We start from the raw sequence: 13,547 nt of genomic DNA on the forward strand, positions 1-13,547 counted from the left end.
GCCACGATACGTCAGGTTACGCTGAATACGTGACTGACCTTCACCAACGGTTTACTGCAAGGCTGTTGAGGTACAGGGACACCGACGACGCACTACCGCTCCGGGCTCCGGAGGTGACGGACGAGGCGTACGCGCTCCTGCGCGAGGCGACGACATGGCCCGAGAGTCCCGTCGATCTCGACAGGGTCTTCGCCGTCTTCCGGACGTTCTGGTTCCGGCACGAGGGGCCGGACGACCCGGAGGCCGCCGTCAACGTTCTCTTCATCGGCGCCACCTCCGGCTTCCTGCAATCCCGCACCCCCGGGGACATCCGGTTCCCGGCCGTGCTGCGCGAATCCTTCGACCCCGCCGACCCGCTCCACGACGCGCGCTTCGCCCAACTCGCGGGCGCCGCCCACGGCGAGCTGGTCGAAGCCCCGGATGTCGCCGAACCCGACCGACTGGCAGCCCTGGGCCGCGCGCTCGCCTGGTCCGCGTTCGCCCGGAGCCTGCTGCCGGAGGGGCCCGACGGGGACATCGGATTGACCATGCAGGCCCTCGTACTGGAGCTGGCCCGGTTCCGGCTCACCGCCGATCCGGGCGCGCTGGCCGTCGCCGGGCGGCACGGCCGGGTGGCGACCGAGGCACTGTCCTCCGTCACCCCCGGCGACCTGGACGCGGCCGGCACCGGCATGGCCGCGCTCGCCCTCGGAACCGTCCTGGACGCGGCGCGAATGCTCGGGGACCCGCCGCTCGCGGAGGTCGACCGCCTGGTCGCGGCGGCCCCGGCCGGCACCCTGCCCCCGGAAGCCCTGGAGGCCCTGCGGACGGTGCGCGAGCTCCAGGCCGATTCGACCTCCTGGCCGGGGCAGCTCGAGCTGCGGATCGGACTCGTCCTCACGGAGGCAGGCACCCAGGAGCACGACGCCTGCCGGATCGCCTGCGCCGTGCACCGGCTGCGCTCGGCCCTCGCCGCCACACCCGCCGAGCACCCGGCGCATCCCGTCGTCACCGCCGCCCTGAGCGTGGCGCAGCAGGCGTTCCTCCGGGAGCGAGGTGACGGCACCGCCCCCGAACAGCTCGACCCGGGCGCGGCAGGGGAGCTCGTGAACCAGCTCCGGGAGCTGTACGACCACCAGGGCGCGCCCCCCGACATCGAGCTGGAACTCCTCGCCGTCGCGGACTCGATGAGCACGGGCACGAGGGTCCCCGACGAGCAGATCACCCGGTTCCGCGCCGCACTGGCCGCGGTCCCCCCGGAGGAGCCGCGCCGCTACGCCTACGTTGCCGTCCTGGCTGCCCTCACCGGGCTCGGGGCCGACGAATCGCGGGCGGTCGACCCGGCCGGGGCCGCCCGGAGGGATGCCGACGTGAGAACGCTGACCGAGGAGGTCGCCCGCACGTCACCGGCGGGCTCGTCGATCTGCGATCCACTGCTCGCTGGCCACTACGCGCCGGCCCTGGCCCTCGCCGTGATCGCCGCCCTCCCCTCGGAACCGGCCGACGGCCTCGACGACCCGCAGCTCGCCCGGCTGAGGTCCCTGCCGACCCGGTTCGCTGCTCTGCGGCTCGACCTCATCGACCCCGGCGACACGGACGGCCTCGACCACGCGATCGCGGAGTTGCGCGCGATCATGGCCGAACTCACCGAGAACGAGAGCCTCCAGAGGGCCCACGTGGCCGCGACCCTCGGCACCACCCTGATGGTCCGGGCCAACACCTCCCAGGACCTCGGTGTCATCGACGAGATCATCCAGCTGCTCCGCTACGCCCGCACCCGTGCCCCTGCGGACTCCGAGGCCACCGACGAGCTCCTCGCCTACGCCCTCACGGCCGTCTCTGCCTTTCGCATCGATCCGGAGGCCGCTCGCGAGGCAGCCGCGGTCATCGCCGAAGCAGCGATCCGCCCCAGGGACCCGCGCAGGGCCACCGGCCTCGCCCAGGCGTTCGTGTCGGCCAACACCGAGTACGCCACCGCCGTGCAGAACTACCTGCTCGGTCACGAGCCGGACCAGCTGGCCCTGGCCCGCCGGGCGGCGCTGCGGATCAAGGAACTCGGCGCCGAAACGAGCTCGGCCAGGTGGACGGCGCAGTTGCGGCTCGACGCGGTCGGCGATGACTGCCTCAACCTGATCGACCTCCTCGGCCCGGGGGGTCGTCCGAAGGCCGTCCTCACCGACGAGCTGATCGACCGGTGCCGGACGACGTTCGCCGCGTTCGTCCCGGGTCACCGCCGACGGCTGACGTCCGCGATGACGCTCGTCACCGTCCTCACCCAACGGGTATGGGCGAACGGGAGCAGCGACCCCGGTCAGAGTCGGCGTTTCATCGACGAGATCGAGCGGGTCATCGCCACCGTCGCGCCGGAGGCCCCCGAGGGGTGGGCCGACCTCCTGCGGATCCCCGTCTCCATGGCCGTCGGAACCCTGCAGTTCCCACCACCGGTGGACTCGACAGGGCCGGCACCCGAGAGCTCGAACCGGCTGGAAGCCGTGGACCGTCTGCTGTTCGAGGGCCTGATCGCCATCAACCCGCGGATTCCCGGCGGCTTCACGCCCTCCGTGGCGACCAGGGTGCACATCGAGATCTGGGGCGCGCAGGATGCCCTGCGGGCGTCGAGGTCTGGCATCCCCAAGGCCCTTGCGCACGTCGAGGTGGCCGTCGACCTGCTGGCGCAGGTCACCGACCGGGGCAGCTCACAGCCCGCGGCCGAGCACGGGCTGTCCTCGTTCGACGGGGACCTCCGGGGCATCGTCGAGCTGATCCTGTCGGTGGCTGCCGGCCGGGACACGGGCGCCCGCCGGACGGGGTCCGTGGTCGACGGGCCCGACGTCGAGCGGGCCGTCGAGCTGCTGGAGCGCGGGCGCGGGCTGCTGCTGTCGCGGCGGATCGAGGCGAGCGCCGACCTCGGTGATCTGCGGGCCGCCCACCCGGGGCCGGCGGGCGAGTTCGAGCGGCTCACCGGCCTGCTGGCCGATCTGACCACGACCGGGCCGGAGGCCGGACCGGCGACCGGGCCGGCCCCCCGTCCGGCCGAGGCCGGGCCTCGCCGGGCCCCCGACGTCGTGCCCGAGCGGGCCCGGCTCGACGGGCTCCACGCCTCGCGGGACCTCGACGAGCTGATCGGGCACATCCGTACCCTGCCCGGATTCGACGCCTTCCTCCGGCCGCTCACCGGCGACCGGTTGCGCGAGCTGGCCGTCGACGGGCCCGTCGTCGTCCTCCTCCAGGGCCCGCACTACCTCCACGCCCTCGTGGTGACCGGCCGGACGATCACCGCGCTGCCCCTCGCGCCCCCGACCGACGAGCTCACCGACACGGCCCACCGGCTGCGCGAAGCCGTCGGCGCCGTCAGCCTCCGGGGCTCCGCCCGGCCCTCCCCGGCCGACCTCGTCGGCGCCGGGGCCACCACGCGTCGCACCCTGTCCTGGACCTGGCACAAGATCGTCCGCCCCGTCCTCGCCCATCTGGGGGCCGACGGACCCGTGCCCGACTCCGGGGCGTGGCCCCGGATCTGGTGGATCCCCACCGGGGCCTTCCACGCCCTGCCGCTGCACGCCGCCCAGTGCACCCTGCCCGACTGCGACGAGCCCGGCTGCGGCGCCGCGCTCGACACCGTCGTCTCCTCCTACGTCCCCGGGTTCCAGACCCTGGCGTACGCCCGCTCCCGGGCCGCCCACCGCGAGGGCGGCGGCCCGGCCGCCGGAGGGACCGCCGCCCTGCTGGTCGCCGCCCCCGAGAACGAGATGCCCGGCGTCGCGGAGGCGGCCCGCTACGCCGCCGGCCTGCTCCGGGCGCCCGCGCCGCTGGTCGGCACCGCGGCGACCCGCGAGGCCGTCCTCGGCGCACTCGGCGGCACCCAGTGGGTGCACTTCGGCTGCCACGCGGCCACCGACCCGGCCGAACCGTCCGGCGCCCGGCTCCACCTGCCCAGCGGCGAGCAGCTCTCCGTCCTGGAGATCTGCCGGGCCCGGCCGCACGCCGCCAGGCTCGCCTTCCTCACGGCGTGCGGCACGGCGCGCACCTCGGAGCGGCTCAGCGACGAAGCCATCCACATCACGAGTGCCTTCCTGCTCGCCGGCTTCCCCGCCGCGGTCGGCACGCTCTGGGAGATCGACAGCGCGCACGCGGACCACGTCACCCGCGACTTCTACCGCCGAGTGACGGCCGACGACACCCCGGGGAGCGCCCTCGCCCTGCACCACACCGTCCGCGAACTCCGCCGCCGGACACCCGACCGCCCCCACATCTGGGCCGCCTACGTCCACGCGGGCGCCTGAGGGCGGGCCGGGCAGTCCCGGTCAGGTGGCCGGGAGGCCGGGGAGGCCGGGGAGGCCGGGGGTGAAGCCGTCGAGGGCGTGCGGGCAGGGGCAGGTGCGGGTGGCGGGGAGGGCCTCCAGGGCGGTGAAGAGGACCGTGCGCAGCCGGTCCACGTTTCGGGCGAAGACCTTCAGCACCTCGGCGTGGGTCACGCCCTCGCCGCTCTCCACGCCCGCGTCCAGGTCGGTGACCAGGTTCAGGGAGGTGTAGCAGAGGGCGAGTTCGCGGGCGAGGACGGCCTCCGGGTGGCCGGTCATGCCGACGACCGACCAGCCGTTCGCGGTGAACCAGCGGGACTCGGCGCGGGTGGAGAAGCGCGGGCCCTCGATCACCACGAGGGTGCCGCCGTCGACCGGTTCCCAGGTGGCGGCCCGGGCCGCCGCCAGGACGGCGCCGCGGCCGGCCGGGCAGTAGGGATCGGCCATCGGCGCGTGCACGACGCCCGGGACGGAGCCGTCGGGGAGCGGGACGCCGTCGTAGAAGGTCTGCTCCCGGCCGGAGGTGCGGTCGACGAACTGGTCGGGCACGAGCAGGGTGCCCGGCCCGTACGCGGGGCGCAGCCCGCCGACCGCGCAGGGGCCGAGCACCTGGCGGACCCCGAGGGAGTGCAGGGCCCAGAGGTTGGCGCGGTAGTTGATCCGGTGCGGCGGGACGGCGTGCCCGCGCCCGTGCCGGGGCAGGAACGCGACCCGCCGGCCGCCCACCTCGCCGACGAACAGCGAGTCGCTGGGCGGCCCGTACGGGGTGTCGACGGTGACTTCGGTGACGTCGTCGAGCAGCGCGTACAGGCCGGAGCCGCCGATCACGCCGAGTTCCGCGCGCGGGGCCGGATCGGGTGCGGGCCGGGTGGTCGTCACGTGGTCACCTCTCGGGGGCGGTCGGGGTTGCACCGGCCACCCTAGGAGGGCGCGACGGACGAGGGGTACCCGGCGGCGGTCCGGCCGCGTCGGGCGGGCCCGGCCGGGCCTGGTGGTGGGCCGCGTCGTCAGCGGGGCGGTCCGCCGGCGGTCAGCTCGGCCACCGCGTAGGGGCGGTGACCGAGCATCGGGACGCGCAGGACGGCGGCGGCGATCCGCTGCGCGGGGCCGATCCGTTCCATGACCGGGTGCTCGGCGACGGCCTTCCAGCCGGGTGCGGCGGCGGCGAGCCCGGCGGCGCCACGCCCGAGAGGCCGTGCACCGGGAAGTCATCCGACATGAAGGTTAGCCTTGCCTAAGTTCGATGTCCGGTCAAGGCTCGACCGTCCGCCGGCGAACCGGCAACTCCCGTGGACGTGAAGCGAGAAGGGCGGACGGGTCGAGGGAGCCGCGGTGGTCGGGCCCTACGCTGAGAGCGACTGGAGCGAAACGAGAGGTGGCCGGTGACCGGGAGCGGTGAGCGGGCGTGACGGCGGGCGCGGGGTTCGGCAGGCTGGTGCCGGTCGCGGACGGGCCGGGCGGGTTGCGGGTCTGGGGAGTGACGGAGCCGCCCCGGTGCGCGCGGGGCGGGGAGCCGGTCGAGGTCAACGTGCTGCTGGAGGCCGGCGAGGAGCCGGGGCAGGTGGATCGGACGCTTCTCGGCGAGGTGGTCGCGGAGGTGGACCGCTTCGTCGGGGCGGCGCTCGGGTTCGTCCAGCGGGTGATGGCCTCGGACCCGGGGTCGCTCGGGCTTTCGGCGGAGGAGGCGGGGCACTACCTCGCGGCGCCGGCCGCGGAGCTTCCGCTGGGCGCCCCGCAGGTCGACTTCTTCGTGGACGGGTGGCAGCTGCGGTTCACCGAAGGGAGCCTGCCGGTCTGCGACCCGTACGGCCTGGCCGTGGTGTTCGACGGGCGACGGCCGGTGCGGGTGGAGGACCTGAGCGACGCCGAACCGGTCGAGGAGTAGGACTTCTCCGGCCGACCGGCCGGCCTGTCGCCGCCGTGGTCGCCGCCGTGGCGGCGGGCAGGGCGTAGCGGCGGGCAGGACGTAGCGAAGCGAAGCGGCCCGGTCAACAGAGTGCGTCCCAGTCGTGGAGCGCCCGCAGCCCCGCCGCGCGTTCCGCCTGCGTGGCGGAGTCCGGGGCCGGGGTGAGGAGGTAGTCGGCGACGGGGGTGAGCAGGAGCGGGCCGTCGGGCACGGGGGCCAGAAGGGCCTCGTCCCAGTCGTGGCGGATGGCCGTACGGCGCAGCAGGGTGCCGTGGCGGGCGGCGGGGCGCAGGGCGGCGGCGGCCTCGGTGCGGCGGCGGTTCTCGGGGGCGAGTTCGGCTTCGAGGGAGGCACGGACCAGGGCCAGCGGGCCGAGCGGGAGGTACGTGGCGGCGAGGTCGAGGAGGGCCGCGGCCTCGGGGGCGAGCCGGTAGGCGGCGACGACGGCGGCGGTCTCGGCGGGTTCGAAGGGTTGCCGGTCGAGGGCCGCGACGTCGAGGACGTCGACCGGGAGGAAGGGGCGGCGGAGGCCCTCCTCGGCGAGGGCGATGAGGCATTCGACGTGGTCGTCGGCGACCAGGTAGGGGCGGACGGGGACGCCCGCGCCGTCCCCGTCGAGGGCCGCGGTGGTGACGCGGACGCGGTACCACGGGTCGACGAGCGGGTCCTCGGCCGGCCAGAGGACGGTGACGGCGGTGTGGTGGGGGCGGTCGCCGAGCAGCGTGACCTCGATGTGCTCCACCGGGTGGTCGGTGACCAGGCGGACGACGGCCTGCCAGAGGGCGGCCTCGCCGGGGGCGACCAGGTCGAGGACGTCCAGCGGCCTGAGCAGGTCGGCCGGGTAGTAGCCGGCGAGCGGGAGGCCGCGGAGGGCGCGGACGCCGGTGGAGCGCGCGAGGTCGTCGGCGAGGCGGGTGTAGCGGTCGGCGCGGTCGCGGGCCCGGCGGAGTTCGGCGCGGGCGGGCTCGCCCATCCGGACGCCGTCGCCGGCCAGGGCGGAGAGCACCAGGGTGGGCAGCCGGCGGCTGCCGCGGGCGCGGTGGAGCAGTTCGGCCGGCCCGTCGGCCGGGTCGACGTCGAGCAGGTGGTAGAGCAGAGCGGTATTCACGGACGTCCGCCTCCGAAGGTATGGTCGTGGCCCGCGCTGCGGCGACCGACGGCGGGGCCGGAGCACGGGGGTCCCGGCCGTTCCGGGCGGAGGCAGGCGCGGGGTGGACCGGCCCGCAGCGGTAGCGGCCTTGGGGGGTAGGGAAGTTCGGGGAGCAGGGGGTTTCCCTGTGCCCGGCGTGCAGGGCGGGACGGGGGCCGGCCGGACCGTCTCCGGTGGCCCCCCGCACGGTCGATTCTGTACGACCGCGTTCAACGCCCGGTCACCGCAGGCTCAACGAAGTCTCGACATCGGGTGCGGCGCTGTGGTTTATAGGTGACACGAAGTCTGACATGTGCACGAGCGGGGCGGGCACTGTCCTGGGGCAGCTGGGGGCAGGATTTGGGCGATCTCCGTTTTTCCTTACTCGGTCTGATGCGGTCGTACCGGGGCGCGTCGGCGCTCAAGGTGGGCAGTCCGCAGCAGCAGGCGATGCTTGCCGTCCTCCTCCTGCGGCCCGGCCACTCCGCGAGCGCCACCGACCTGATCGCGGCGCTCTGGGGCGAGGAGCCCCCGAACGCCGCGATGACCACCGTGCGCACCTACGCGTGGCGGTGGCGGAAGATCCTCGACGGGGGAACCGTCGGCGGCGCGGACGGGCCCGCCGACGGCGGTCGGGGCGGCGACGACAAGGCACCGAGCGTCCTGGTGTCGATGGGCGACGGCTACCGCCTCGTGCTGCCCAAGCTCGCGGTGGACGCGGCCGAGGCCGAGTCGCTGGCCGCCGAGGCGGAGCGCACGGCCCGGACCGACCCGCTGCGCGCCCGCGACCTGCTCAACCAGGCCCTGGAACTGTGGCAGGGCGAGCCGCTGGCCGGCATCCCCGGTCCGTTCGCGGAGCGGCACCGGCAGCGGCTGGAGGAACTGCGGCTGACCCTCCTGGAGGAGCGGATCGGCCTGGACCTGACGCTGGGCCGTCACTCGCGCTGCATCCCGGAGCTGACCGCGCTCACCACCGAGCACCCGCTGCACGAGCGGGCCTACGAGCTGCTGATGCGCGCGCTGTACCAGGCCGGACGGCAGGCCGACGCACTCGCGGTGTTCCGCGGCGTGCGGCAGCTCTTCCTCGCGGAGCTGGGGGTCGGGCCGGGCACGGAGCTGGAGCAGCTGCACCGGCGGATCCTGGAGGGGGACCCGGCCCTGGCCGCACCCGCCGCGCCGGAGCCGGCGGGCCCGGCGGTGGCGGGGAGCACCGGGCCCGAGGCCGCCGCCGGGGCGGGCGAGCCGGAGGAGACGGGCGAGGCCCGCGCGACGGCCCGACCGGCCGCCGCGCCGCCCCGCCCCGCGCAGCTGCCGCCGGACGCCGCCGACTTCACCGGGCGGACGGCGCCGGTCCGGGTGCTGGACGAGGCCCTGGGCTCGCCCTCCCCGCAGGCCCTGGTGATCGCGACCGTGGTCGGCATGGGCGGGGTCGGCAAGACCGCGCTGGCGCTGCACGTCGCGCACCGGGTCCGGGACGCCTACCCGGACGGCCAGCTGTACGTGGACCTGCGCGGGTCCGACCCCGTCCCGGCCGATCCGGAGGCGGTGCTCAGCGGGTTCCTGGTGGCCCTCGGGGTGGCGGCGGACGCGGTGCCGGACGGGCTGGACGCCCGCTCGGCGCTGTTCCGCTCGGTGGTGGACGGACGACGGCTGCTGCTGGTGCTGGACAACGCGAAGGACGCCGCACAGATCCGGCCGCTGCTGCCGGGGGCGGTCGGCTGCGCGGTGCTCACCACCGGGCGCACCCGGCCGGCCGGACTGCCCGCCACCGTCCAGGTCGACCTGGACGTGTTCCAGCCCGCCGAGGCGTTGGACCTGCTGGGCCGCACCATCGGCGCCGAACGGCTGGCCGCCGAACAGGACGCGGCGCGGGAGCTGGTGGTGGCCTGCGGCCACCTGCCGCTGGCGGTCCGGATCGTGGCCGCCCGGCTGGCCGCCAGGCCCGGGTGGACGGTGGAGACGCTCAGCCGCCGCCTCCAGGTGGAGCGGCGGCGGATCGACGAGCTGCGGATCGGGGACCTCGCGGTGGCGGCGGCCTTCGAGCTGAGCTACCGGCAGCTGACCGCCGACCAGGCCCGGGCGTTCCGGCTGGTCGCGTCGGTGGACGGGCCGGACATCGGCCTGGCCTCGGCCGCCGCGCTGCTGGACCTCGACGAGTACGACGCCGAGGACCTGCTGGAGGCGCTGGTGGACGTGGCGATGGTCGAGTCGCCGTTCCCGGGCCGGTACCGGTACCACGACCTGCTGCGGGCGTTCGCCCGGCGGCGGCCGGCGGAGGGTGCGGAGCCGGCCCGGGACCACGGCGAGGTGGTGGCCGCCCGGGACCGCCTGCTGGACCACCTGCTGGCCACGGCGTGCACCGCGTTCCAGCACGCGGTGCCGGGCGACCCGGCGGCCGGCGCGCTCGGCCCGGCCCGCTCCCGCGGCGTTCCGCTGGCCGGCCACGACGCCGCGCGGGCGTGGGCGTCGGCGGAGCGGGCGGGCGCGGTGGCCCTGGCGGCCCAGGTCGCGGAGCAGGCGGGAGCAACCCCGGCGGGCGAGAATCCGGCGGGCGGGGCGGCTGCTTCGGACGGTGGGGCGGCCCACGGTGGGGCGGACGGGTCGGCGCTGCGGGCCGCGATCGACCTGCTGATCGCGCTCACCCCGTTCGTGCTCACCCCGCCGAGCCGCCGGCTGGCAGCCACCGCCGACGCGCTGGCCGAGGCCGCGGCCCGGCACCGGGACGTCCGGGCCGAGGGGCGCGCGCACTTCCTGCGCGGGAACGTCGCCCTCGCCGCGACCCGGCTGGACGCGGCCGAGGCGGCGGCCCGGCAGGCGGCCGGGGCCGCGCGGGCCGCCGGGGACACGGTGATCCTCCGTCAGGCGCTGAACGACCTGGGCCTGATCTGCCAGTTCCTCAGCCGCTACGACGAGGCGGTCGACCTCTACGACGAGGCGCTGCTGCTGGCCAACGCGCTGGGACACCGTTCCGGCGCCCTGGTGACGACGGTGAACGCCGCGCTGGCGCGGGTCCGCAGCGGACGGGCGGACGAGGCGGTGGCCATCTGCCACGAGGTGCTCGCCGAGCTGCGCACCCGGCAGGACGACCCGGGGCGCGCGTACACCCTCTACGTGCTGGGGCTGGCGCTGCACGCGCTGGGCCGGCACGCGGAGGCGGTCACGTGGTTCGGCGAGTGCCTGGCGGTGGCGCTGGGCGCGGGTCTGCGGGACCGGGCCGCGCACGCGCGCTACCGGTTGGCGGACAGTCTGCGCTCGCTCGGCCGGGCCGACGAGGCGTTGGACCACGCCGGGCAGGCCCTGGTGCTCTGCGAGGAGCTGGGGGCGGAACGGGACCAGGCACAGGCGCTGGTGGTACTGGGCCGCTCGCTCGCGGACCTCGGACGCGGGGCGGAGGCGGGGGTCAGGCTCCGGCAGGCGTTCGAGATCTTCGCCCGTCTGGGGCTGCCTGAGGCCGCCGAGGTGGCGGTGCTGCTGACGGAGCCCGCGTTCGCGCTGGTCGAGCCGTGAGCCGGCCGGCCGCCGGTGCGGCGGAGGGCTCGGGGCCGTCCGTGCCGTCCGTGCCGTGTGGACGGGGGCGGAGCAACGGCCGTTGAAGAAACGGTTCTGCGCTCGGGGAGGCGGCGGGAGCCGTGCCCGGTACGGGGGTCAGGAGCCGGTGCTGTTCCAGTCGCCGTGTCCGCCGCCGTCGGTGGGGGTCGGGGTCGGGGTCGGGGTGGTCGTGACCACCCCGCCCTGGCCGGCGCCGGTCGCACCGTCGGCCATCGCCGTGCCCGCCGCACCGAGGGCGATCGCCAGACCGAGGCCGGCGGCGGCCAGGCGGATCCGGGTGAGACGGTGGTTCGAGCGCTTCGCCATGACTGCTCCCTAGGGCGTCTTCCCTGGTGGGAAGGGGTTTTCCGGGGTGATGGGATCATCATGGCAAGGCGCGTTCAACGGCAGATCGACGCACGAGCACCGTGCGTCGATCACCGTCGTCGATCCGGTCGCCCATCACCGAGAGCGGGCGGGCGCGGGCGAGCGGGGGCGGGCCGGGTCCCGGTGGCCGCAGCACGCTCTAGGGGCGGATCTCCAGGGTGCAGCACTTCACGCTGCCGCCGCCCTTGAACAACTCGGAGAGGTCCACCCCGATCGGCCGGAAGCCGCACTCCCGCAGCCGGGCCGCCACCCCGGTCGCGGCCTCCGGCAACACCACGTGCAGGCCGTCGCTGATCGCGTTGAGCCCGAACACCGCCGCGTCCGCCTCCTCCACCAGCACCGCGTCCGGGAACAGCCGCCGCAGCACCGCCCGGCTGCCCGCGGAGAAGGCGCCCGGGTAGTACATGACCTCGTCGCCGTCGAGCACGCTCAGCGCGGTGTCGAGGTGGTAGAAGCGCGGGTCGACGAGGTCCAGGCCGATCACCGGCCGGCCGAGGAACTCCTGCGCCTCGGCGTGCCCGGCGGATTCGCTGCGGAAGCCCCGCCCGGCCAGCAGGTGGCCGCCGGTCAGCAGCAGGTCGCCCTCGCCCTCGTTGACGTGCTCCGGGTCGTGCGTCGTGAAGCCGTTCGCGCGGAACCACTCCAGGTAGGCCGGGCCCTCGGCGGCGCGCTCGACGTTGCGGAACCGGGCACCGAGCACCCGGCCGTCGACGACGGTCGCACCGTTCGCCGCGTACACCATGTCGGGCAGGCCGGGCAGCGGGTCGATCAGGTCGACCCGGTGACCGAGCTCGCCGTAGAGCTCGTACAGCCGCTCCCACTGGGCGACGGCGAGGCCGGTGTCGACCGGCTTGGCCGGATCCATCCAGGGGTTGATCGCGTAGCTGACCTCGAAGTGGGTCGGACGGCACATCAGGTAGCGGCGCGGGCGGGCGGTGCGGGTCATGGCGGGGCTCCGGGAAGTGAGGGAGGTGAGGGAGGTGAGGAGACCGGGGAGACCGGGGGTGAGGGTCCGCCGGGGGCGGGTCAGGAGTCGGCGGGTCGCTCGGGGAAGTTCCGCAGGCCGCGCAGGGGGCCGGCCAGCAGCACCGCGCCGGCCGACAGCAGCACGCCCGCCATGATCCAGATGGTGGTGCGGGCACCGAGCACCTCGCCCAGCCAGCCGCCGAGCAGGGCGCCCACCGGGATGGCGCTGAAGTTCACGGTCGAGGCGCTGGCCCGGATCCGGCCGATCATCTCGGGCGGGCAGTACGACTGGTAGAAGCTGCCGGCGATGACGTTCCCGGCGATCACCCCGCAGACCGCGACCGACCAGGCGACGGCGCTCGCCGCGAGCGGCAGCTGCTCACCGGCCAACGGCAGCAGGAGGATGAACGGCGCGGCGACCAGTTCGCAGAGCAGCAGCCCGCGCGCCGTGCCGAACCGCCGGGCGATCCGCCCGGCCAGCGCCGCACCGGCCAGGCCGCCGATCGACACCACCGCGAAGACCATGCCGATCCCACCGGGCGTCACCCCCACGCTGCGGACCAGGAAGACCGTCTGCACCGCCTGGATGCCGTTCAGCCCGAGGTTGCCGACGGCACCGAAGGTCGCCAGCGTGCGGAGGTACGGGTCGTGCGCCAGGAAGCGGACGCCCTCGCCGATCTCCCGCAGGATGCCGCGCCGTTCGGAGACCGGCGGCGGCGTCTCCTCGGCCTTGATGGTGCCCACGCAGAGCGCCGACACCAGGTAGGTGACCGAGTCGGCGAGCAGCCCGCTGGCCGCGCCGAACACCTGGGAGAGCAGGCCCGCCAGACCCGGCCCGGCGATCTCCGCCGCGGAGTCCCCCGAGCGCAGCTTGACGTTGGCCTCCAGCAGGTCCTGCTTGGCGACCAGCGCGGGCAGGACGGCGCCGTAGGCGGTGGAGAAGAACACCTTGACCGCACCGGCCAGCAGCGCCACCGCCACCAGCTGGGCCATGGTCAGGGCGTCGAGCCAGCCCGCCACCGGCACGCTGCCGAACAGCAGCAGCAACAGCAGGTCGCAGACCAGCATCACCTTCAGCCGGGGCCAGCGGTCCACCCAGGCGCCGGCCAGCAGACCGAGGAAGAGCCAGGGCACCCAGGCGGAGGCGGTCAGCACGCCGACCATGAACGGGGAGGCGTCGAGGGTCACGACGGCGACCAGGGCGAGCGCGACGTTGCCGACGGCGGTGCCGAGGCCGCTGGTCGTCTCGCCGATCCAGAGCTTGCGGAAGTCGCCCTGCGCCCAGAGGCCCCAGCGGCTCCTCCTCGGCGGGTCCGCCACGGGCGGCGGGACGGAGACAGTGGTGGTCATGACG

General features: G+C 75.4%; 8 protein-coding genes. 3 read left to right on the plus strand and 5 right to left on the minus strand.

The window, feature by feature from the left end; genetic code table 11:
• Positions 1-65: 65 nt before the first annotated feature.
• Positions 66-4,259: a CHAT domain-containing protein gene (locus ACFWIC_RS02195; RefSeq protein ID WP_380515070.1), complete on the plus strand. Its 4,194-nt coding sequence runs from the start codon at positions 66-68 to the stop codon at positions 4,257-4,259.
• Positions 4,260-4,280: 21 nt separating this feature from the next.
• Here ACFWIC_RS02195 and ACFWIC_RS02200 read toward each other — a convergent pair whose 3' ends face one another.
• A complete protein-coding gene (locus ACFWIC_RS02200) occupies positions 4,281-5,156 on the minus strand; it encodes an S-methyl-5'-thioadenosine phosphorylase (protein ID WP_380515073.1) in 876 nt (291 codons plus the stop codon).
• A 526-nt stretch (positions 5,157-5,682) separates the two neighbouring features.
• Here ACFWIC_RS02200 and ACFWIC_RS02205 point away from each other — a divergent pair.
• A complete protein-coding gene (locus ACFWIC_RS02205; RefSeq protein WP_329880693.1) occupies positions 5,683-6,162 on the plus strand; it encodes a hypothetical protein in 480 nt (159 codons plus the stop codon).
• A 103-nt stretch (positions 6,163-6,265) separates the two neighbouring features.
• On the opposite strand, the gene ACFWIC_RS02210 is transcribed toward ACFWIC_RS02205, so the two are convergent.
• The gene (locus ACFWIC_RS02210; protein ID WP_380515076.1) at positions 6,266-7,291 is read right to left on the minus strand and encodes a hypothetical protein; all 1,026 of its coding nucleotides are present in this window, start codon (positions 7,289-7,291) and stop codon (positions 6,266-6,268) included.
• A gap of 414 nt (positions 7,292-7,705) precedes the next feature.
• On the opposite strand from ACFWIC_RS02210, the gene ACFWIC_RS02215 reads away from it, so the two are divergent.
• A complete protein-coding gene (locus ACFWIC_RS02215) occupies positions 7,706-10,819 on the plus strand; it encodes a BTAD domain-containing putative transcriptional regulator (protein ID WP_380515079.1) in 3,114 nt (1,037 codons plus the stop codon).
• A gap of 138 nt (positions 10,820-10,957) precedes the next feature.
• On the opposite strand, the gene ACFWIC_RS02220 is transcribed toward ACFWIC_RS02215, so the two are convergent.
• The 3 genes from ACFWIC_RS02220 to ACFWIC_RS02230 all read right to left on the minus strand — a co-directional run bounded on the left by ACFWIC_RS02220 (position 10,958) and on the right by ACFWIC_RS02230 (position 13,543).
• Positions 10,958-11,167, minus strand: a complete 210-nt coding sequence (locus ACFWIC_RS02220) for a hypothetical protein (protein WP_329948169.1) — start codon at positions 11,165-11,167, stop codon at positions 10,958-10,960.
• Positions 11,168-11,366: 199 nt separating this feature from the next.
• Positions 11,367-12,173, minus strand: a complete 807-nt coding sequence (gene ddaH, locus ACFWIC_RS02225) for a dimethylargininase (protein WP_380515083.1) — start codon at positions 12,171-12,173, stop codon at positions 11,367-11,369.
• 80 nt (positions 12,174-12,253) lie between these two features.
• On the minus strand, positions 12,254-13,543 hold the full coding sequence (locus tag ACFWIC_RS02230) for an MFS transporter (RefSeq protein ID WP_380515086.1): 1,290 nt from the start codon (positions 13,541-13,543) through the stop codon (positions 12,254-12,256).
• Positions 13,544-13,547: the final 4 nt, after the last annotated feature.

The organism is Kitasatospora sp. NPDC127035, assembly GCF_042726075.1.
GTDB lineage: Bacteria > Actinomycetota > Actinomycetes > Streptomycetales > Streptomycetaceae > Kitasatospora.

Excerpts from the sequence above, each read along its gene's own strand:
- ACFWIC_RS02215 (WP_380515079.1), top strand. The coding sequence starts at position 7,706 with ATGCGGTCGTACCGGGGCGCGTCGGCGCTCAAGGTGGGCAGTCCGCAG.
- ACFWIC_RS02220 (WP_329948169.1), bottom strand. The coding sequence starts at position 11,167 with ATGGCGAAGCGCTCGAACCACCGTCTCACCCGGATCCGCCTGGCCGCC.
- ddaH (WP_380515083.1), bottom strand. The coding sequence starts at position 12,173 with ATGACCCGCACCGCCCGCCCGCGCCGCTACCTGATGTGCCGTCCGACC.
- ACFWIC_RS02230 (WP_380515086.1), bottom strand. The coding sequence starts at position 13,543 with ATGACCACCACTGTCTCCGTCCCGCCGCCCGTGGCGGACCCGCCGAGG.